A 20750-nucleotide genomic window follows, 5' to 3' on the forward strand; every position below is an offset into this window, starting at 1 on the left:
GAAAAATTCATGTCGGTTGAAAAAGTGTTGCAAACAATTAAAGAGAACAATATCGAGTGGGTAGATTTTCGATTCGTAGATTTAGGTGGTCGTGCCCACCACATCTCTCTGCCAGCTTCTGAAGTGGAAGATGAAACTTTTGTAAATGGGGTAGCATTCGACGGTTCTTCCATCAAAGGTTTCCGTGGTATTGAAGAATCAGACATGGTTATGATGCCTGATCCGAATAGTGTATTCATAGATCCGTTTACAGCTCATCCAACGCTGAACGTGATGTGCGACATTTTCACTCCTGATGGCGAACGTTATGAGCGCGATCCTCGCGGTATTGCTGTGAAAGCAGAAGAATTCCTGCAAAAAAGCGGAGTAGGTACATCTGCATTCTTCGCGCCTGAATCAGAATTCTTTATCTTTGACGATGTTCGTTACGAAAGTGGCATGAACAGATCCTCATTCTTCGTAGATTCTGAAGAAGCGGCTTGGAATACGGGTCGTAAAGAAGAGGGCGGCAACTTGGCATTTAAAGTTGGCGTTAAAGGTGGATATGTTCCTGTAGCACCAGTTGACTCCCAACAGGATATCCGCAGTGAAATGTGCCGTCTGCTTGCTGAAGTTGGACTACGCATTGAACGTCATCACCATGAAGTAGCCACTGCAGGTCAAGCGGAAATTAACTTCCGTTTTGATACCTTGAAGAAAACTGCTGATAATCTCATGACTTATAAATATATTGTACAAAACACTGCACGTCAGTATGGCAAGGTAGCAACCTTCATGCCAAAACCACTGTTCGGTGATAACGGTAGCGGAATGCACGTGCATCAATCCATCTTTGACGGAGACACTCCTTTGTTCTACGAAAAAGGCGCTTATGCTAACCTGAGCGAAATGGCTCTTCATTATATCGGTGGTATTTTGTATCATGCACCAGCATTGATCGCTTTGACTAACCCAAGCACCAACTCCTTTAAACGTCTGGTTCCTGGCTACGAAGCACCGGTTAACTTGGTTTACTCCAAAGGAAATCGTTCTGCAGCAGTTCGTATCCCGGTAGCAGCTGTGACACCAAAAGGCTGTCGTATCGAATTCCGCACACCGGATTCCACAGCTAACCCTTACTTGGCATTCTCCGCAATGCTGATGGCAGGTCTGGACGGAATCAAGAACAAGATTAACCCGCAAGAACTGGGTTATGGTCCTCTGGATAAGAACATCTATGAATTGTCTGATGCAGATAAAGAAAAAATCCGCAGTGTTCCAGGCAGCCTGAGCGAAGCGCTTGATTCTTTGGAAGCTGATTACGAGTTCCTAACAGAAGGCGACGTATTTACTAAGGACTTCATCGATAACTATATTGCTCTGAAACGTTCTGAAGCACAAGAGGTTGCAATTCGTGTTCATCCACATGAATATGCCCTGTACTTCGATCTATAAGATTCCTCTATTATAATCTTTATAATAAAAGAAGCTGTCTCAAAAGTAGTGAATTCTACTTGGGGCAGCTTCTTTTTTATGAATCAGGAAAAGTAATGGGTTTTACTGTGCCCTATGACTATATGCTAAGAAAGACTACACTAGCCCCCGTTCAGGAGCGCCGCAGGACTCTCTAATGATAAGCTCTGGCTCCACGCTGAAAGAACTCGTGCCTGATTGGTTGTTTATTAGATCATATAGCATTAGAGCTGCTAGGCGACCGATCTTATCTTTATTTTGGCGGATGGTAGTCAGTAGGGGGGTTGTATAATTGCAGGCCTCGATATCATCACAGCCAATAATTGCGACAGTTTCAGGAACGGCGATAGAAGCCTCTTTAAGGGCACGCATCGCCCCTATAGCAAGCTGATCCGACGCCGCGAAGATCGCTCTAGGTAAATTTCCATTCTCAATCATTCTACGCATCGTCTCATACCCGCTGGCCTCAAAGAAGTTACTTCCGTTTAAGAACCAATTCTCGTTAATAGGCAGTCCTAAATCTTCAAGAGCTTTGCGATAACCACTTTCGCGCATATTGGAGATGTCTGAATCTGAGGAACTGCCGATGTAGCCAAGCTCTCGATAGCCCAGTAAGTAAAAGTGTTCCACCACTTTGGAGGACATTTTGAAATTATCCGACATGATAAAACCAGAGTTGTCACCGGTCAGCTTTAAATCTACGCCGATACACGGAATTGCACTGTTGTCTAATTCGCTGATAGAGGTTTCTAGCTCCTGTCCGGATAGAAGCACACACCCATCTACATTAAAATGCTGGCAACGGGCAAGATAATCGTTAGTATCGCCACTTTGGAATTTTTCATTGGAAAAAAAGATAAGGTCGTAACCTAGTAGTCCCATTTGTTTTTTGAATGAATTTAGCACCTCAATGAAAAAAGGGTGGGTAAAGTCGACATTCAGCATTCCGGCAAAAATCACTCCGATTAGATTGGATGATTTCGTAGCCAATGTTTTAGCTGAATTGGAGGGGGTATATCCAGTTTCTTTTATAATTTGTTGAACCCTTGTCTTGGTATCTTCCGAAATATCACTGTAGTTATTAATGATTTTGGATACTGTCGAAACAGAAACTCCAGCAATTTTCGCTATATCTTTGATGCTGTAGGCCAAATTAAGTCCCCCTTATAGTGAAAAATGTTCCGTAATATATGTTTAAAATCTACTCAAGGCTATTTTTTATGACTTGAATTTATGATTTACGAAATAGTTTCGTTACTTATTTTATAGTTCAATAAGATTATAGTCAATGGAATGTTTACTCTTAAACTAGGATTATGCTTGGTTTTAAAGGTTTTTTTGAATAATCGGTTCAAATAACGTTCAAAAACGAACAAAGAAAAAAGACTTTACAAAGACAAATAACGATGTAATAATAAAAACACCGAAACCGCTTTCTGTGATATCGTCCTTACTGTTTCGTGATTTTCAGAAATTAACATGTGGTTTCGTTAAAAGGGTCATAACAAATTATCTGGGGGGTAACAAAATGGTAAAGAAGCTTTCTGCGGTATTGTTGAGCTCAGCGCTAGTGCTCTCATTAGCAGCATGTGGAAACAGCAATAACAACGCGAATGGTGAGGCTACTCCGGGCAGCGGAACAAACAAGCCTGCATCTGGTGATAAGAAAGTGATTAAGATCTTACACTGGAAACAAGAGAATATTAACAAGGTCATTACAGAAATTAATAAAAAGTTTGAAGAAAAATATCCGGAATACAAAGTGGAGTACACAACCACGGGTCCGGATGATGAATTCAAACAAGCACAAAGAGCAAGAATTACAGCTGGTGACGTAGATGTTCTTGCCGATCTATCCGGTATGAGATTGTCCCCGAAAGATTGGACACCAGGTGCGAAAGTGCCAGACTGGCAACAATGGATTGATTCCGGACTGATTGCTGATCTGAGCAACGAAGCTTTCGTTAAAAACTACAATGCGAATGATATTGCTAAAGCCGGCACTTATAAAGATAAAGTGTATGCAATCCCAACCGGTAAAGTAGCTATGTCAGGATTCTTCTATAATAAAGAAATTTTTGAACAAAACGGCCTGACTGTACCTACAACTTGGACAGAGTTCATTAGTGTTCTAGATACATTGAAAGCTAAGAGTATTGTTCCAATCGTAGTGGCTGGTAAAGACGTATGGCCATTGAAACTGCCAGTGTTCGGTTTGCAAGCTAAGATTCTAGGTGGCGGCAACCAACAACAATGGATTGAGGGCGTTTGGAAGGGAACTTCGGCATTTAACGATGCTGAGGCTGTAGAAGTATTGGAGAAAATGAAGACGCTTCAAGATAACTACATCATCGACGGTTTCTTGGGTATCGACTATGCAACAGCACCTTCGTTTTTCGCAACAGGAAAAGCAGCTATGATTGCTGACGGAACTTGGGATGCTCCTACGATCGCGGCAGCAAATCCAGATGTGAAATTTGGTTACTTCCCAATCCCAGCTACAGAAGATGCTGCTAAGAATAATTCTCTTGTCGGTAAATACGATGTAACTTGGTATGCAGCAGAAAAAGGCCCGAACAAAGAAGGTGCTTTGAAATGGCTGGAATTCTTCTCTGAACCAGAAAACTACACAGAATATGTTAAAGCAGCAGGATTCTTGCCTACACAAGACAATATTGCCACTGAAAGTGATTTTATTGACAAAGAACTTGCTCCATACATGACTGGAGATTTCGAACTTGCTTATGAAATTATGATGATTAACCGTGACAACGTTGGTGAGCACATTGCAGCTGAAGGCGTTCACACTGAGTATTTGGCACCAGGCGGCGAGTTTAAAACCGCTAAAGAGCTTGCAGACGTACAACAAAAAGAATGGGAAGCAGCAGCACCTAAATAAGTAGCTATCCCAATAAATAAAAAAGAATCTACAACATACTGTACACCAAACATGTTTTACAGCTTCGGGGTCTGTTTTGTGCAGGCCCCGATCATTTTATTGAATTAGGATTGGGTAGGTGAGAGAAATGTATCCGTTCGGGAAAGGTTTTAAACGATATATACCGCTTCTGCTGCTAATGATTCCATTATCATTGTATGTAATTTTCTATTTTGGCCCATCTATGATGACGGTCATCTATTCATTTACAGATATCACTAACGTTCCTGGAAGCAAGATGAGTTTCGTAGGCCTTGACAATTATTATGATGTATTTTACTCAGGAAATTCAGGCGAGCGTTGGGATTCCATTATACGTACTATTTATTTCATGGTCATTGTAACCATTGTACAGAACGGTGTCGGTCTGCTTATGGCCGTAGTTATCAATCAGAAGCTGAAAGGCGATTATTTCTATCGCGCGGTATTCTTTTTACCGGTTGTGCTTGGTGTGGCGGTAGTTGCACTGGTATGGGGCATGATGTTCGATCCGCTGAGTGGTCCGGTTAACCAACTGTATGATTCTTTGTTCGGTTATAAAGATATGTTCTTTGGAAGCTTCACTCATGCGTTCGGTTATATTATATTTACGCAAATTTGGATGTATATGGGATATTCGATGTTGATTTTCCTTGCGGGACTACAATCCGTACCGAAAGATTTGTATGAGGCTGGATATATAGACGGAACTACGAAGTGGCAATCTTTTAAAAATATCACATTCCCACTTATCGCTCCATCCTTTACGATTAACATTATTTTGTCTATTATCGGTGCGATGTCCACCTTTGATATTATTCTCGCAACTACGGACGGTCGCTTTAACACAAGAACGATGGCATATGACGTTTATAAAGAGACGTTCCGTGGTTCTCTACAGATGGGACTTCCTTCCGCGCTTTCCGTGGTTCAGTTCCTTATGATTCTGGTGTTTGTAGTATTTGCAGTGAAACAAATGCGTAAGAGAGAGGTGGAATATTAATGAAGGATTCCAAAACCGCCAAAACTCTCTCTTATATTCTGATTGCAGTGTTGCTTGTTTTGTATATCATGCCGTTGTTATTTGTAATCAATATTTCATTCAAGTCCTTTACAGAATATCTGTTAGATCCTATCGGTCTCGTAAAAAGTATTCAATGGGATAATTATAAAGAAGCTTGGCTACAGGGTAATTTCTCTAATTATTTCTTAAACAGTCTGCTGTATACAGCCGTAGCAACAGTGCTGACCCTAATTGTTTCGTTATTCGGGGCCTTCCCGGTGGCGAGAAATTATGTGAAGTGGAGCGGATTTATTTATTTGTTCTTCTTGATGTCTCAGTTCCTGCCGAATCCAATGGTCGCACAGTTCAAGCTGATGCTTACCATGAAACAGGAGCTAGGATTTGTAGGTTATGACACGAAGCTGGGTTACATTCTCCTTAAAACAGGCGGAACGGGTATCGTGTTCATGATGTTTGTAGGTTACATCAAAGGAATTAGCCGGGAGATGGATGAAGCAGCAGGTATGGATGGCGCTGGATATATGCGTTATTTGTTCCAGATCATCATGCCACTTATGAAACCAGTAATTGCTACAGGTGTTATTCTAACAGCAATTAGTATCTGGAATGACTTCGTGGGGCCGGTCATGTATTTACCGAGTCCAGAAAACTATCCAATCACCTTTGGGCTTAAAGAATTCCGCGGTCAATACGGAAACAACTGGCCTATGTTGGCGTGCGGGATCATGATCGTATCTGCACCGCTTATCATCCTATACACCTTCATTCAAAAGTATATCGTTGACGGTGCATTGGCAGGTGCGGTTAAAGCTTAAGTAGTTGTGTAAATGAGAGGATGGAGAGAATGGATCGTAATAAAATTCATGGCTTCGAATTCACCGGAAATGATGGGGAATTCAGGCTTCAGCAACCGGATCGCAGCAGTTTTCTATATTTCCCTCTAGTGAATGAAGGGGGAATGATGTCGACAGTAACTCCAAAACTTCATGGTCAGGTTACCACAGGTCATAATACATTTTTAACACCGCCATTATCTGTTGAAGATTTGCATAATTCGCGGGCTTCCCGCAACTTCTGGGTATACGTAGACGGCAAGGGAGCTTGGTCGGCAGTGGGGAACTCCGCTAAGCAAAATGCCGATTTTTATACATCGTCTACTGATGAAGCAGTACTAGAGGCTGGTTTCTTGTGGCAACGCGTAACGCGTTGTAACGCAGAGATGGGTGTTAAAGCAGAAATCACCAGCTTTGTGCCAAGTGGTAATGATAAAGTCGAATTAATGAAGGTTACGTTGACCAATACAGCAGCAGAGGCTATTACGCTGACACCGACAGCGGTAGTTCCGATTTACGCGCGTTCGGCGGATGATCTGCGCGATCATAGACATGTAACCTCCTTGCTTAACCGGATTTATACTTCACCCTATGGTGTTGAGGTTCAGCCTGCACTCTCCTTTGATGAGCGGGGACACCGCATCAATCACACTTCTTATGGAGTATTTGGTGCAGAGGGTGACGGCAGTCAACCTGCGGGGTTCTTTCCGGTGCAGGAGGAGTTCATTGGAGAAGGTGGAAGCCTGGATTGGCCGGAAGCTGTTATCCTGAACAACACGCCGGAGATTGGCAAGGGCGGAGGCGTACAAAGAGAGGGATATGAGGCTATCGGGGGTCTTCGTTACGAGACGCTTACTCTGTCTCCTGGTGACAGCCATTCTTATATAGTAGTTATGGCAATCCATAATGAGAGAATTGACGTGGATGCTTTGATGAACAAATATGGTACATCTGAAGCTTTTGATCATTTGCTTGAGGAGACTAAGGCCTTCTGGGCAGATAAAGTGAATATGGTAGAATTTCATACCGGTGATTCAGATGCTGACCAATGGATGAAATGGGTTACGATTCAACCCGTGCTGAGAAGACTTTATGGTAACTCCTTCTTGCCTTATCATGATTATGGAAGAGGCGGACGTGGCTGGCGGGATCTTTGGCAGGATTGTCTAGCACTCCTTATTATGGAACCGGCTGAAGTACGGAGCTTACTGCTGAACAACTACGCTGGGGTAAGAATAGATGGTAGTAATGCCACTATTATCGGTCAACAGCCTGGTGAATTTATTGCCGACCGTAACAACATCCCGCGGGTGTGGATGGATCATGGGGCTTGGCCGTTCTTAACTACTATGTTATATCTGGATCAGAGTGGTGATCTTGATTTCTTATTGCAGGAACAGACGTATTTCCGCGATACCTTTATGAGTCGCTGTAAGGAACGTGATACTTCATGGGATACCTCGCTAGGAAGTGATCTCAGAACAACTTCTGGTGAGGTTTATAAAGGTACGATTCTGGAACATATCCTGCTGCAAAATCTGGTTCCGTTCTTTAATGTTGGAGAGCACAATAATATCCTGCTGGAGGGTGCAGACTGGAATGATGGTCTTGATATGGGCGCAGACCGGGGTGAGAGTGTAGCTTTCACAGCATTCTACGCAAGTAACTTATTGGATATTTCTCGTGTGCTGCGTACGCTAAAGACTTCTAAAGGGCAAGAGACAGTTGAATTGGCAGAAGAAATGAAACTATTGCTAGATTCGCTTGGTGAGCAAGTGGATTATGAATCTGTATCAGGCAAGCATGAAAGACTTAATCAATATTATGCTGCCGCTCCGAACAAAGTTAGCGGTATTCGTGCAGCACTCGACATAGAGACAGTAGCGGACGATCTGGAACAAAAAGCAGAGTGGATCTTTAATCACTTGCGCCGCAATGAGTGGGTGGAAAGTGAACAAGGTGGAGGCTGGTTTAACGGTTATTATAATAATGATGGAGAACAAGTGGAAGGGGAATTCGCAGAAGGCGTTCGAATGACGCTTACAGGTCAAGTATTCCCGCTGATGGGTCATGCAGCTGCGCCAGAGCAAATTCCGCATATCATTGCCGCCGTGGATCGTAATCTACTGGATGACAAAATTGGGTACAGACTTAATTCCCGTTTTGGAGGCATCCAGCAGAATCTGGGTCGCGCCTTTGGCTTTGCCTTTGGACATAAAGAGAACGGTGCTATGTTCAGTCACATGACCATCATGTATGGCAATGCGTTGTATAAACGCGGATATGTGAAAGAAGGACATAAAGTATTAGAATCTCTGTATAGCTTAAGTACTGACTTTGCAAAAGCCCGCATATACCCAGGAATTCCTGAGTATATTAACGAGCAAGGCAGAGGGATGTATACGTATTTAACAGGATCAGCAAGCTGGCTGCTGTTAACTATGGTTACTGAAGTATTTGGTGTAAAAGGTAAGCTAGGCGATCTTTTGTTGGAACCGAAGCTTGTTAAAGAGCAGTTTGATTCTGAGGGAAAAGCCTCTATTAAGACAATCTTCGCGGATCGCGAGTTTGAAGTGGTCTATAAAGCCACAGGAAGCTTAAACTACGGGGAGTACCAAATACACGCTGTTACCCTGAATGGCAGCGAGGTGACGCTGCAGCGCGGCTCAGGAAGTGCGATTATTCCGCGTGAAGAGTTGCTCTCTCTGCAGACAGAGAAATGCCACTTGATTGAAGTGACATTGGCGTAGCTTTATACGATATTTTAAGACGTCTGCACCGTTATTCATAGCGGCTGCAGACGTTTTTTTCAATAATGAATATTTATTCATTGTAACAATGAACGAAAGGGCGCGTTAGGTATGGGTTACAGACTGTCAAATGGCATATTAACTGTCGATATCGCTGATATCGGAGAGTATAAGGGCACACGTTTTGACTGGACAGGATTTATTACACAGGTGACATTAGAAGAGGGGAAACATACGTTTTGTGTGCCGGAAAGCTTGAAGCCAGGCGAAGGAACTGGGGGCAAGGGGCTTTGTAATGAGTTTGGCATTTCCCGGGCAATTGGATATGATGAAGCACCAATCGGAGGCTGGTTTCCAAAAATCGGAGTCGGATTGTTACAAAAAGGAAATTCCCCATTATACAGTTTCAATGAGGAGTTCCCCTTAACCTCTTTTAGTAAGGATATCGAAGCAGGGAATGATGCGGTCACCTATACGATCCACCCGATGGAAAGCAACGGATATGCTGTGCAGCTAACCAAAACGATTTCTTTACAGGGGGATCAATTAATAATTGCATATGAACTGCATAACAAAGGGCAAAAGCCTTTCCATACGGAGGAATATATTCACAACTTCATCGGAATCGACGGGTTGAATATTGGGCAGGATTTCGAACTGCGTCTTCCGAGGGAACTCAAGGTAGTAGAACCAGAATCCTCCTATACGAAAGAATTGCTAGAGGTATCCGGGAATACCCTTACTTGGTCAAAGGAACCGGATAAACCCTTTTATTGCAAGTTGAGCGGTTGGGAAGGTCAGGAAAATGAGTTCACCTGGGAGTTGGTTCATAAGCCTAGTGGAGCAGGCGTGCGAGAGAGTGGGGACTTTCCAATAGAACGTATGGCCCTGTGGGGAGAAGGTCATGTAGTCTCTCCTGAAGTATTTGTGAACATTAGTCTTTTACCGCGTCAAAGCAAGAGCTGGCGCCGATCTTACCGGTTTTTCACTGCGGAATGAGTACCGTCTTAACCTTTTATGTGAATAATTATACTTGCTGGTGCGGGAGAATATTGCTATCATAACCATATCCATATTGATAGGAGAGAAAGGGTGGGGAGCAGTTTTGAATAAGAGAGCATACAATTTTAATGCCGGACCGGCAGCATTGCCGCTTACGGTACTGGAACGCGCACAAGCGGAGTTTGTTGATTTCCGGGAAAGTGGAATGTCTATCATGGAGATGTCGCACCGTGGTGCCATTTACGAATCCGTGCATAATGAAGCGCAGGAACGTCTGCTTTCGCTCCTCGGCAATCCGAAGGGCTATAAGGTATTGTTCTTACAAGGCGGAGCAAGCACGCAGTTTGCAATGATCCCTATGAACTTGATTTCCGAAGGCCAAGTAGGTAGCTATGTAATGACAGGTAGCTGGGCAGATAAAGCTTATAAAGAAGCCAAATTGGTAGGAGGCGCTCATGTTGCTGCTTCTTCCGAAGATAAGAAATTCTTGGCTATACCTGAATTAAGTTCGATCAAAGCTGCGGAGAATGCTGCTTACCTTCATGTTACTTCCAACGAGACCATTGAAGGAACGCAATATGCAGAATTTCCGGATGCAGGCTCGATTCCATTAATCGCGGATATGTCCAGTGATATACTTTGCCGTCCAATCGATGTGAACCAATTCGGAATGATCTATGCCGGAGCACAAAAGAACCTTGGACCTTCAGGCGTGACTGTAGTTATCGCGAAAGAAGAATTGCTTGCAGATTCACCTTCTAACATTCCTACTATCATGCGTTACAGCACTCATTATAAGAATAACTCTCTTTACAATACACCTCCATCTTTCTCTGTATATATGGTGAACGAAGTATTAAAATGGATTGAGGAGCAAGGCGGCTTAGCTGGCATCCATTCCAAGAACCTTGAAAAATCGGGTCTGTTATATGATCACATCGATGGAAGTGACGGTTTCTACCGTGGTGTTGCAGAACAAGGCAGCCGCTCTATTATGAACGTTACTTTCCGGATGCAATCAGAAGAACTCGAAAAGCAGTTTGTCAAAGCTGCTGAACTGGAAGGTTTTGTCGGCTTAAAGGGTCACCGCAGTGTTGGGGGCTTGCGTGCTTCCATCTACAATGCAGTTCCTTACGAAAGTGTAAAAGCACTATCCGATTTCATGAACCATTTCCGGCAAACTCAAGGTTAATGAATTCTATCTATAACCTTCCGCCTTCTTGGTGGAAGGTTTTCAGTTTGTTTGGAGAAGCTATGGTTAGGCACTAGAGTAAAACATCTGGCTATTAAGCCTTTAGAGAGGAAGGAACCATATAATGGCACTCCATATCGTATTAGTCGAGCCGGAAATTCCGGCCAATACTGGCAACATTGCGCGTACTTGCGCCGCTACCGGCACTCATCTTCACTTGGTTCGTCCACTCGGATTCCGTACAGACGATGCTACATTAAAAAGAGCAGGATTAGACTATTGGCATGCTGTTACTATTGAATATCACGACTCCTTTGCTGAGGTTTTGGAGAAATATAGCGAGGGGCGTTTCTTTTACGCAACGACGAAAGCAGAGAAAAGATACAGCGACTTTGAGTTCCAAGATGGCGATTTTTTTGTTTTTGGCAAGGAAACGAAGGGGCTTTCTGCAGAGATTCTAGAAGCAGGTAAAGAAACAAAAATGCGCATGCCAATGAGTGATGCTGTGAGATCTCTGAATTTATCCAATTCGGCAGCAATTATTGTGTACGAGGCGCTTCGACAATTGGATTTCCCTAATCTTATTTAAAAAAAGACAAATTTTTTATTTTTTTCAGCAGGATTCGACAATTAGGTAACGAAATATATTGAAAGAGCCGAAATAAGTAGTAGCTACTAAATAATTTTTCTTGAACAGGAGAGGTGTACGTTAGTTATGAAACCTGCTGGTGTAGTTCGCAAAGTGGATCAGTTGGGTAGAATTGTTCTGCCTAAGTCCCTGCGTAAAAGGTATCAGATGAATGAAGGCGACCCGGTTGAAATTTTGGTACAGGGTGACCATATCATCTTGGAGCGTTACCGTCCAAAATGTGTTTTCTGTGGATCGATGGATGGTGTAAGCGAATATAAAGATCGTTATATTTGTTCTGCATGCCTTTCGGAAATGACTCAATTGCCAAGGCATGCCTAAGAAGTACATATTTTGAATTTTGACAGCCAAGAGCTTATAAAAAAACTGTCCTCTTCGTAGAACTCTTCTACTTGGGGGGCAGTTTTTTTATGTATACAAAAAATGCCCCCGCACCAAGTGGCTGCAGGGACATATCGGCTTTATAGGCCTTTTGTTTTGTCGTCGTTGTAAGATGAGGTAAGGATGCCGACCGTAAATAACACAAATACGAACATTACGATCCAAAAGGTTAATGAGAACGACATACTGGCACCTCCAATAGCGAATGTATTCGTTATCAAGATTATAACCTGCAATTTAATAAAAATAAACGCAAATGTGATATGTTACATAGACAATTTACTATATTATTTAAAAAACAGAAAATTCGTTGGCACAGCTCTTAGATTTCCATCGGATGGTTTATTGATAACTCTTCCGTTAAAGATCAATGAGGAAGAGCCACCACCATCTAAATTATAAGCATCTACGAGACCCATATTCGATAATTTGTTCTGAATCTCCTCCAGCTGTGCACCAGAGCTGCCATACTCATTATATCCATCCGCTACAAAAAGCAGGATCTGATCATCTTTATATTTGCCGATCACGGTACGTGGTGCCCGATTAGGGGATGTTTTCCACTTTTCGGGTATGGGTGTTTTGATGTTGTTTTTAAGGAGGACAGGCACAAAGGTGGCGCCGAATACCGGATCTAGCTGATCTAATTGTGCGCGACTGTAGAATTTCCCGCCGATTAATTGCCCGGATTTGTTCAGCCCAACAAAACTTAGGTCCTTGTACGTCGGCTCAAAACCGTATAAATACTTTCCATCCACTACAGTTGTGCTTAAGGGATAACGTTTTCCGGATTGATCTGCAAAGCCGCCCGCATTAATACCAGCAATTGCACCATTACGCTGTACGGCATGCATAGTAGTTTCCGCACCGGAGGCTGTCTCCGCCAAGCTCATCTTCATAGCGGTCGGGTCCTTCAATTTGATTTTCAACGCATAAGCTTTGTAGTTTCCTGGATTCAATCGATATAACTCAACTCTTATACGGTCGCTAGTAACGATCTCTGAAGGTATACCAAGCTTGGCTGAAATCCTGCGGTTATAGATCAGTTCAGGCCGGGTCGCCTGAGTCTGTGCTGTTTCGACCAGCTTATTCATCGTAGTGGTAGTCTCTTTATATAGCTTGGCACTAGCGCTGACAGCATCAATGGTGTAAGCTGCGGAGGCCTCTGCCAGCGTCAGCTCTTTTTTTAAGGAAGCTGTTTCATTCACTGGCCCAGCGCTTGGTGTGAATTGTCCTACATCAAGGTCTAGCTGTAGCGGTGGTCGATACCACGACATACAAATAACCAAGCCTATGAACGGTGCAGTTAGAAGCATGAAGAAGCGGTTTACTCTTTTGACTGGCGTCATCATTTGATCAGATCCATTTCTTTCTTCAAAGCTTCTAACTGTTTGCTTACCTCACTCAATTGCGTATATAGCTTGTTGCTGTTATCTGTCTTGGCACTAGCATTATCTTTAGTGAAGGTTAATAGTTCGTTAAAGCTTTGCACTGTATTCTGCAATTCCTTCACTTCTTCAGAGAGAACGGCAATTTTTGCTTCATAGTCGGTCTTCAAAACGGTAAGCTGCTGCTGGCTCTGAGTACTAAGTTCGGTAAGCACCTGTTGCTTCAGATGGTTCGTGTAGCTGTATACAGCATATACGCCGAGTCCGATCATCATAATCCAGAACAGTAAAAACCATTTTACGGAAGGGCCGTTTCTCGCAGTAGTAGAGCGCGAGCGTACCGGGGACGTTTCCGCTAGCGGTTGCATTTTATCACCTCGGGTTGGTCTTTTTTTCAAGTCCCCATTCTATCAGACTTTGACAAGATTCGCAAAAATGTAAGAGAGTATGAAAACTAGAAAAAGTAATTGCATCCTATTAAACTACTGCGATACAATTTCTATAGATTGGAATTCTGATAGACGTACACAAGGTAACCAGCTAGAGATTATACAGACAAGTCATCATACAGCCTTGCTTGCGTTTTAACCGGAAACGCTGCGGCGCTTTCCTTTCTAGATGATTATATATAGAGCAGGGGGTCAGGGCATTAATGATGAAGGTTTGGCAGGTGGTCATTGTGGGGTGTCATCCTACAAGTATGCTGGGGACAAAATTGATTTTGGAAGAGGAAGAGGGGCTTAAGGTTCTGGGAATGTATTCCACTTGGGACGAAGGCGCTACCATCGTAAGGGAAAAAAATCCCGAGCTAGTGCTAGTAGATTATCATATGCCTGAGGGGAATATTGAGAGTGTGCTGTTAAATATGAAAAAAAGCTCACCAAACTCACATTTTGTCGTGATGACAGACGAAGACGGGCGAGAACTGCTTCAGCCCCTCGTAGAACTAGGAGCCAGCGGGATATTCTCGAAGGGAGCTTCTCCCCGTCAGCTTTTACAGCTGATCCTGGGTTTACGGGAGGGTTTTCTTTCAATGCCGTTGGAATGGATTGAAAAAGGAGCTTGGCCGATTTCGACATTTAAAGGATTAGATGATGTTCTGCAACTGACGGAGACAGAGATGTTTATCATGGAGCGAATCGTTCAAGGGATTACCTACGATAAAATTGCGCTTGAAATTGCGGTAAGCCGTCGGTCCATTGATAATTATTTGCGCAAAATCTATGTAAAGCTAGATGTTTCGACCCGGGCACAAGCGATTGAGAAATTCGCGCTCTTCTCAAGACAAAACAGGCAAATCTACGCCTAACCCACGCTTTACGACATAATGACGTATGGGGTGGAATATTCTTGGAGTAGAAGTAAGAATATCATGTTGAATGGGTAACCATCCCATCCTTGGATGAGGATGACGAAGCCGTTTCTACTTGGTAACAGGGAAGGGGGATTTCGCATGATTTACGAATTTTCTGCTCGCGCACACACATTGTTGTCGTCATCGCTTCTTAGTATCCGCACCCAAACACGGAGAAGCTCCATGATATCGCTAGCTGAAGAATTACCAGCGGAAGAACTATTCCCATTGTCACTGCTTGCTGAAGCAGCATCTACGGTGATTTCAGCAGATGCGGGAGCACTGCAATATGGTGATCCTGCAGGGTACGGACCGCTTCGGGAGTGGCTCGCAGGGGATTGGCTTAAAGAAAAAGGGGTAAATGTTGTTGAGGGTGGAGTTCTGCTAACAACGGGTAGCCAGCAAGCCATTGATTTGTTGTCGCGGGTGTATATTGATCCAGGAGATCGTGTATTAGTAGAAAATCCGACCTCTCCAGGATTTTTGCAGACTCTTCGGATGCAGGGGGCCGTTATTATTCCTGTACAGGGTGATTTGGACGGGCTTGATCCGGAGCATTTGCGGAGCCAGATCGAGCTGCATAAGCCGAAAATGCTGTTCGCAACCCCTAGCTTTACCAATCCAAGCGGCATTTTATGGAGTTTGGAGAGACGCCGCGCAGTATTGGATTTATGTATCGCATATAACATCTTGATTGTGGAAGATGATTCTTATGGGGATTTGCACTTCCAGAAGCAGGGTGAACACAAGGCTAAAAGATATCCGTCTTTGTATGCACTGGAAAATATCAGCGATGGCGGACACGTGCTTTATATCGGTTCGTTCAGCAAGACCGTTGCGCCCGCGCTGCGGACGGGCTGGGCGGCAGGCAGCCGAGTCTTGATCAGAATGATGTCTGCGGCTAAGCAGATGGCCGATTGGCAGTCGAGCGCATTAAATCAGCGGCTGCTGCATCATTTATTGGATGTGTCTGCGTTTGATCTGCGTGAGCATATCGCGCAGCTGAATCGAGAGTATAACACCCGTCTGAAGCTTATGGTTGAACTGCTCAAGCGGCCTGCTTGGAAGGGCAGCTCCTATGACCTTCCATCAGGAGGCATGTTCCTGTGGGTCGCACCACCAGAGGGAATGGATGTTATGGCGTTGCTCAAATGTGCGCTAGGTAAGGGAGTGGCTTTTTTGCCAGGTCCGTTATGTAGTGTAGATGGAGTCAGCAATCACCTTCGCCTTAACTTTAGCCATCCCGGCCGGGATGAGCTGCTGCTTGGCATGAATCTGATGAGCGAAGCGGTTAAGGAGTTCACAGCACGGAGTTAGGTAGTGGAATGAAAGTTGGGAATGAAATGATTGAAATGAATGAAATGATGAAAACACAAGACACTCTTAGAGCTAAAACACGGACAGAATTACAAGTCGGGCAAGACGAAGTTCGTGATGTGAGATTAATTAGGGAAATCCTCCCTAAAACTGGTCGATTTGAACTCTAAAATGGACTGTTTAGGGAATTTCTCCCTAAAAAATCAAGGGATTCCCCGTTTTAGGGGTAAATCTGGCGAAAATCAGGGAGGAATTCCCTAAAATGCGGTTTTTAGCGTGTGAATCGAAGAATATTGGGGAGGATTTCCCTAATAACTTAGTGTGTCTTTTTCGGAATGGTGTTTTTAAAGCTTATTTTGCTTTGAATGATTTAGTAAATAGCGCTCGTGTTCGAAGATTGTAAATAAGTTAGTTAAGTACAGTCAAGTAGAACTGGATGAGGTACGCATGAGACATGAACGTGGTAAGAGTGAGATATGAACGTGGTACGAATGAGTTACTAATGTGATGAGAATGATTTACGAACGTGGGAAGAGCGAGTTAAACACGCGGTAAGAATGCAATTCGAATAGGAACGTATGAGTACTAATGAGATATGAGTAAAATAAGACATGGTACGTATGAGATACTAGTGTGCTAAAAATGTAATCTAAATGTGATATGAGTGTAGTAAGAGCGTGGTACGCACCAGATACTAATATGTTAAGTGTAAGTTAAGAACATGGAATGCACAGAGATAGGATTTAAATAAGATAAGACATACGAAAAAGCATCCCGTAGTTGGGATGCTTTTTGGCGTTATTTACACATGTTATGTGTGCATCAGAATAATAAGTTTAAAGTCTGAGTAAATGATTAGAACCGAGCTAAAAGAATAAGACCCGACTAAAAAGAAATAGTCGATAGAAGTACTGTCCAGGCTAGGTTAGCTAATTAATGGGATGATTGCTGTTATTGGGTACGCCGCTTGTTATCGCGGCATATTCCACCAGCGCCGCATGACCGGCTGGGGTTAGGGTGTAACGCCCACGGCTTACCCGGTGAAACCAGCCGTAGTAGTTATTCTGAAGCATAGCGGCGGCGGTGGGTACGCCGCTACGCTTCCGCAGCTCGGCCGGAGTGATGCCGGCCGAGCGGGGAGCGCTTCCTGCGGCCAATACGGCCGCTGGAAGCGTGCTTGAGGCAGCGCTAGGGGCACCGCTTCGCGTGCCTGCCGCCGCTGCCTCCCGTGCTGCCGCGTCCCCGGCAGCACGGTTCTCCGGCGCTGAGCTCAGCGCCGGAACCTGTTCAGCGGTGCCCGCCGCTGAACGTTTGACAGCTGCGAGCGAAGCCTTCGCAGCTGCCTTCTCTGCGGCGGCGGCGGCGTCCGCCTCCGCTGCTTGCAGAGAAAGCGCGACACGCAGCGCTTTCTCGCGGTAGGCCGTCACGAGCTTGACGCGCGTGCTGCCGCCGGTGTTGTAGTCTCCGCTGCGCTCGCGGAACTCATAGAGCAGGCGCTCGCGCCGCCGCTTATTGCTGCGCTGCGCAGGCGGCTTCTCGTCTGGCTCTACGAGCACCTCGACCAGCGGTGCTTTGGTCTTATAAAAGATAACAGTGATCAGCCCAAGACCGAGCCGGCGGCATAATCCGCTAAGCTCGCCCCAGCGCTGGTTCACCGCTCCTTTTTTATCACGGACACGTTCCACTGCAAGATAGACGGTGGGACTGAGCTTCAACCGTTCTACCCCTTGCAGCAGCAAGGCGAGATTGAATGATTTTTTCATCTCCACGATCAGAGGATGTTCAACGTCCTCCCGAATCCCCACCAAATCGCAGGTCCGAACCTCACCTTTGATGCTGTAACCCTGCTTTTCAAAAAAAATCTTCAAAGGAGCATATAGCTCCGTTTCATGTCGTACCGCCATCTTGTCACTCCCGTAGGCCTTTATTTTCGGGTTTCCCAATAAGGTTTTACAGCCATTTTCTGATTCTCTATTATAGCACAGTAAAAAAGAGGTCAACTATTCCGCGCTTGCCGCATAGGTATGTAATACACTTTTTAACGCTATAGGAGAGCAAGTAGAAGAGCAAGTAGGAGCGCAAGAGGAGGCAGCGAGCAATGGACATTTTTGAGCGTATAGCTTCGTATCGGGCTGAGAACGACCGGTTGGCGTGGAGCGGCACCTTCAAGCAGTATATAGAACTGTTGAGAAAAGACCCCTCTCCCGCAAAAACCGCTCACTCCCGCGTTTATGACATGATTAAGTCGCACGGCGTAGAGGACATAAACGGACGCAAACGGTATAAGTTTTTTGAACAGGAGATTTTTGGACTTGATCGTGCAGTCGAAAAGTTGGTCGAGGAATATTTTCACTCTGCAGCACGTCGGCTTGATGTTCGCAAACGGATTTTGTTATTGATGGGACCTGTCAGTGGTGGGAAATCGACCCTGGTCACGCTGCTTAAACGTGGTTTGGAACAGTACTCGCGGACAGATGCGGGTGCGGTATACGCAATAGAAGGCTGCCCGATGCATGAGGACCCGCTGCATTTGATCCCGCTGGAGCTCCGTCCGGAGATTGAGAAGGAACTTGGTGTACGTATTGAGGGCAACTTGTGCCCATCCTGCCAGATGCGTCTAAGAAATGATTATGCTGGTGACATTGAGCAGGTTAAGGTGACGCGTGTTATTCTGTCAGAAGAAGAGCGGGTAGGGATTGGTACTTTTAGTCCCTCTGATCCGAAGTCTCAGGATATCGCCGATTTGACAGGAAGTATTGATTTTTCGACCATTACTGAATTTGGTTCGGAATCTGATCCGCGTGCCTACCGTTTTGATGGGGAGTTGAACAAAGCTAACCGTGGGCTGATGGAATTTCAGGAAATGCTCAAATGCGACGAAAAGTTTTTATGGAACCTGCTGTCACTGACGCAAGAAGGCAATTTCAAGGCTGGCCGCTTCGCGTTGATAAGTGCGGACGAAATGATAATTGCTCATACAAATGAAACCGAGTATAAGTCGTTTATTTCTAATAAAAAGAATGAAGCGCTCCAATCCCGTATGATTGTTATGCCTGTTCCGTATAACCTCAGAGTTTCGGAAGAGGAAAAAATCTACGCGAAGCTGATCGCCCAGAGTGATATGAGTCATGTGCATATTGCACCACATGCGCTGCGTGCCGCCGCTATTTTTTCTATCCTAACCCGTCTTAAAGAAAGCAAAAAACAAGGTATGGATCTGATCAAAAAGCTGCGGATGTACGATGGCGAAGAGGTCGAAGGCTATAAAGAGGCCGATCTTAAAGAGATGCAAACGGAGTATTTAGATGAGGGCATGTCCGGAATTGATCCGCGTTATGTTATCAACCGCATTTCCAGCGCTCTGATCAAAGGAGATCTGCAGTGCATGAACGCACTGGATGTCCTGCGGGCGATAAAGGATGGCCTGGATCAGCATCCGTCGATTACAAAAGAGGAGCGGGAGCGTTATCTGAACTTCATCTCCATTGCCCGCAAGGAATATGATATTTTAGCGAAAAGCGAAGTACAAAAGGCATTTGTCTACTCCTTTGAGGAATCTGCGAAGACACTTTTTGAGAATTATCTAGATAATATCGAAGCTTTCTGCAATTGGTCGAAAATTCGTGATCCGCTGACGGATGAGGAAATGGAGCCGGATGAGCGGTTAATGCGTTCGATTGAAGAGCAAATTGGAATCTCTGAGAATGCAAAAAAAGCGTTCCGTGAAGAGATCCTGATCCGGATTTCCGCGTATTCACGCAAAGGGAAGAAATTCGAGTACAACAACCACGACCGCCTGCGGGAAGCGATTGAGAAAAAGCTGTTCACAGATCTCAAAGATATTGTCAAAATCACCACCTCGTCCAAAACACCTGATGAAAGTCAGCTCAAACGAATTAACGAGGTATGCGCCAGACTTATTGATGGACATCACTACTGCCCAATTTGCGCCAACGAGCTGTTGAAATACGTGGGAAGTCTGCTTAACCGTTAAAAAAGAATTCATTTATGCGGGGTGTTCCAAAAGCCATGAAAATGGCTGTGGAGCACTCTTTTTTTGCCTTCCATGTTGTATCTTCCTCCTTTTACCCTCCTAATGTTAATCTAAACGCCGCAACCCGTCTGACTAATGTGGCTGTTGTGCGTAGGAAGTTGCTAAAGGACACAGGTGACCCTAAACGTAGATTTTGAGCATATTTCGCAGGCTATCGGACCCCATGGTCGCTATTAGCAGGAAAAACCCTAAATATGAGCCGTTTTTGACTAATAGCTGCACTGGAGTCCGAAACTCCGCTCAAAAGGCGATATTTTTGCAATTAACGTCATCTGGGTCCTTTAGTCAGTCGTTGGGAGCAACAGAACTGAAGAGTAAGTAGTTACGTGGATCCAGCGTTGTCTACTTCGAGGCTTACCCAAAATGATGGTGACTAAGAATACGCAGAGTTATGATCCTTTTGTAAATGGAGGATCACTGCTCTGTTTTTTTATACA

General features: G+C 44.5%; 17 protein-coding genes. 13 read left to right on the top strand and 4 right to left on the bottom strand.

Annotation, left to right across the window (positions count from 1 at the left end):
* The first annotated feature begins 9 nt into the window (after positions 1 to 9).
* Positions 10 to 1434: a type I glutamate--ammonia ligase gene (gene glnA, locus MHI32_RS08575; RefSeq protein ID WP_036684454.1), complete on the top strand. Its 1425-nt coding sequence runs from the start codon at positions 10 to 12 to the stop codon at positions 1432 to 1434.
* A 135-nt stretch (positions 1435 to 1569) separates the two neighbouring features.
* Here the strand turns inward: glnA and MHI32_RS08580 are convergent, their stop codons facing one another.
* Positions 1570 to 2604 (bottom strand): LacI family DNA-binding transcriptional regulator, encoded by a 1035-nt coding sequence (locus MHI32_RS08580; RefSeq protein WP_076101584.1) that lies wholly within the window; start codon positions 2602 to 2604, stop codon positions 1570 to 1572.
* A 376-nt stretch (positions 2605 to 2980) separates the two neighbouring features.
* On the opposite strand from MHI32_RS08580, the gene MHI32_RS08585 reads away from it, so the two are divergent.
* From MHI32_RS08585 to MHI32_RS08620, 8 genes are all read left to right on the top strand, one after another.
* Positions 2981 to 4351, top strand: coding sequence for an extracellular solute-binding protein (locus MHI32_RS08585; RefSeq protein ID WP_076126433.1), 1371 nt, complete (start codon positions 2981 to 2983; stop codon positions 4349 to 4351).
* 127 nt (positions 4352 to 4478) lie between these two features.
* A complete protein-coding gene (locus tag MHI32_RS08590; protein ID WP_076126435.1) occupies positions 4479 to 5372 on the top strand; it encodes a sugar ABC transporter permease in 894 nt (297 codons plus the stop codon).
* Positions 5372 to 6208, top strand: a complete 837-nt coding sequence (locus MHI32_RS08595; RefSeq protein ID WP_036684447.1) for a carbohydrate ABC transporter permease — start codon at positions 5372 to 5374, stop codon at positions 6206 to 6208. Before MHI32_RS08590 ends, MHI32_RS08595 begins: the two co-directional genes overlap by 1 nt.
* 29 nt (positions 6209 to 6237) lie before the next feature.
* Entirely contained in the window at positions 6238 to 8976 is a 2739-nt protein-coding gene (locus MHI32_RS08600) for a cellobiose phosphorylase (RefSeq protein ID WP_076279402.1), read from the top strand.
* 111 nt (positions 8977 to 9087) lie between these two features.
* Positions 9088 to 9975, top strand: coding sequence for a hypothetical protein (locus tag MHI32_RS08605; protein ID WP_076305986.1), 888 nt, complete (start codon positions 9088 to 9090; stop codon positions 9973 to 9975).
* A 106-nt stretch (positions 9976 to 10081) separates the two neighbouring features.
* Complete coding sequence (gene serC / locus MHI32_RS08610; RefSeq protein ID WP_076126439.1) at positions 10082 to 11170, top strand: 3-phosphoserine/phosphohydroxythreonine transaminase; 1089 nt, start codon at positions 10082 to 10084, stop codon at positions 11168 to 11170.
* Positions 11171 to 11294: 124 nt separating this feature from the next.
* Positions 11295 to 11759, top strand: coding sequence for a tRNA (uridine(34)/cytosine(34)/5-carboxymethylaminomethyluridine(34)-2'-O)-methyltransferase TrmL (gene trmL / locus MHI32_RS08615; protein ID WP_076135879.1), 465 nt, complete (start codon positions 11295 to 11297; stop codon positions 11757 to 11759).
* Between the two features lie 126 nt (positions 11760 to 11885).
* On the top strand, positions 11886 to 12140 hold the full coding sequence (locus MHI32_RS08620) for an AbrB/MazE/SpoVT family DNA-binding domain-containing protein (protein WP_036684437.1): 255 nt from the start codon (positions 11886 to 11888) through the stop codon (positions 12138 to 12140).
* Positions 12141 to 12487: 347 nt separating this feature from the next.
* Here the strand turns inward: MHI32_RS08620 and MHI32_RS08625 are convergent, their stop codons facing one another.
* Together MHI32_RS08625 and MHI32_RS08630 are read right to left on the bottom strand one after the other, a co-directional pair.
* Complete coding sequence (locus MHI32_RS08625; RefSeq protein ID WP_139331019.1) at positions 12488 to 13552, bottom strand: phosphodiester glycosidase family protein; 1065 nt, start codon at positions 13550 to 13552, stop codon at positions 12488 to 12490.
* Entirely contained in the window at positions 13549 to 13956 is a 408-nt protein-coding gene (locus MHI32_RS08630) for a hypothetical protein (protein ID WP_036684435.1), read from the bottom strand. Before MHI32_RS08630 ends, MHI32_RS08625 begins: the two co-directional genes overlap by 4 nt.
* 284 nt (positions 13957 to 14240) lie before the next feature.
* Here MHI32_RS08630 and MHI32_RS08635 point away from each other — a divergent pair, with 284 nt between their 5' ends.
* From MHI32_RS08635 to MHI32_RS08645, 3 genes are all read left to right on the top strand, one after another.
* Complete coding sequence (locus MHI32_RS08635) at positions 14241 to 14897, top strand: response regulator transcription factor (protein ID WP_036684433.1); 657 nt, start codon at positions 14241 to 14243, stop codon at positions 14895 to 14897.
* Positions 14898 to 15041: 144 nt separating this feature from the next.
* On the top strand, positions 15042 to 16259 hold the full coding sequence (locus MHI32_RS08640) for a PLP-dependent aminotransferase family protein (protein ID WP_036684431.1): 1218 nt from the start codon (positions 15042 to 15044) through the stop codon (positions 16257 to 16259).
* An 8-nt stretch (positions 16260 to 16267) separates the two neighbouring features.
* The gene (locus MHI32_RS08645) at positions 16268 to 16429 is read left to right on the top strand and encodes a hypothetical protein (protein WP_340012162.1); all 162 of its coding nucleotides are present in this window, start codon (positions 16268 to 16270) and stop codon (positions 16427 to 16429) included.
* Positions 16430 to 17188: 759 nt separating this feature from the next.
* Here the strand turns inward: MHI32_RS08645 and MHI32_RS08650 are convergent.
* On the bottom strand, positions 17189 to 18163 hold the full coding sequence (locus tag MHI32_RS08650; RefSeq protein ID WP_340012164.1) for a DUF2161 family putative PD-(D/E)XK-type phosphodiesterase: 975 nt from the start codon (positions 18161 to 18163) through the stop codon (positions 17189 to 17191).
* Positions 18164 to 18357: 194 nt separating this feature from the next.
* On the opposite strand from MHI32_RS08650, the gene MHI32_RS08655 reads away from it, so the two are divergent.
* Positions 18358 to 20253 carry a PrkA family serine protein kinase gene (locus tag MHI32_RS08655; protein WP_036684429.1) on the top strand — a complete coding sequence of 632 codons (1896 nt, stop codon included), beginning with the start codon at positions 18358 to 18360 and terminating at the stop codon, positions 20251 to 20253.
* Positions 20254 to 20750 lie beyond the last annotated feature (497 nt).

The sequence above is a fragment of the Paenibacillus sp. FSL H7-0690 genome, assembly GCF_037980415.1.
In the GTDB taxonomy this organism is placed as follows: domain Bacteria; phylum Bacillota; class Bacilli; order Paenibacillales; family Paenibacillaceae; genus Paenibacillus_AQ; species Paenibacillus_AQ odorifer.

Coding starts and splice junctions, on each gene's coding strand:
- MHI32_RS08650 (WP_340012164.1), bottom strand. CDS start 18,163: ATGGCGGTACGACATGAAACGGAGCTATATGCTCCTTTGAAGATTTTT.
- MHI32_RS08590 (WP_076126435.1), top strand. CDS start 4,479: ATGTATCCGTTCGGGAAAGGTTTTAAACGATATATACCGCTTCTGCTG.
- MHI32_RS08605 (WP_076305986.1), top strand. CDS start 9,088: ATGGGTTACAGACTGTCAAATGGCATATTAACTGTCGATATCGCTGAT.
- MHI32_RS08630 (WP_036684435.1), bottom strand. CDS start 13,956: ATGCAACCGCTAGCGGAAACGTCCCCGGTACGCTCGCGCTCTACTACT.
- trmL (WP_076135879.1), top strand. CDS start 11,295: ATGGCACTCCATATCGTATTAGTCGAGCCGGAAATTCCGGCCAATACT.
- MHI32_RS08640 (WP_036684431.1), top strand. CDS start 15,042: ATGATTTACGAATTTTCTGCTCGCGCACACACATTGTTGTCGTCATCG.
- MHI32_RS08625 (WP_139331019.1), bottom strand. CDS start 13,552: ATGATGACGCCAGTCAAAAGAGTAAACCGCTTCTTCATGCTTCTAACT.
- MHI32_RS08600 (WP_076279402.1), top strand. CDS start 6,238: ATGGATCGTAATAAAATTCATGGCTTCGAATTCACCGGAAATGATGGG.
- MHI32_RS08635 (WP_036684433.1), top strand. CDS start 14,241: ATGATGAAGGTTTGGCAGGTGGTCATTGTGGGGTGTCATCCTACAAGT.
- MHI32_RS08620 (WP_036684437.1), top strand. CDS start 11,886: ATGAAACCTGCTGGTGTAGTTCGCAAAGTGGATCAGTTGGGTAGAATT.
- glnA (WP_036684454.1), top strand. CDS start 10: ATGTCGGTTGAAAAAGTGTTGCAAACAATTAAAGAGAACAATATCGAG.
- MHI32_RS08585 (WP_076126433.1), top strand. CDS start 2,981: ATGGTAAAGAAGCTTTCTGCGGTATTGTTGAGCTCAGCGCTAGTGCTC.
- MHI32_RS08595 (WP_036684447.1), top strand. CDS start 5,372: ATGAAGGATTCCAAAACCGCCAAAACTCTCTCTTATATTCTGATTGCA.
- MHI32_RS08655 (WP_036684429.1), top strand. CDS start 18,358: ATGGACATTTTTGAGCGTATAGCTTCGTATCGGGCTGAGAACGACCGG.
- MHI32_RS08645 (WP_340012162.1), top strand. CDS start 16,268: ATGAAAGTTGGGAATGAAATGATTGAAATGAATGAAATGATGAAAACA.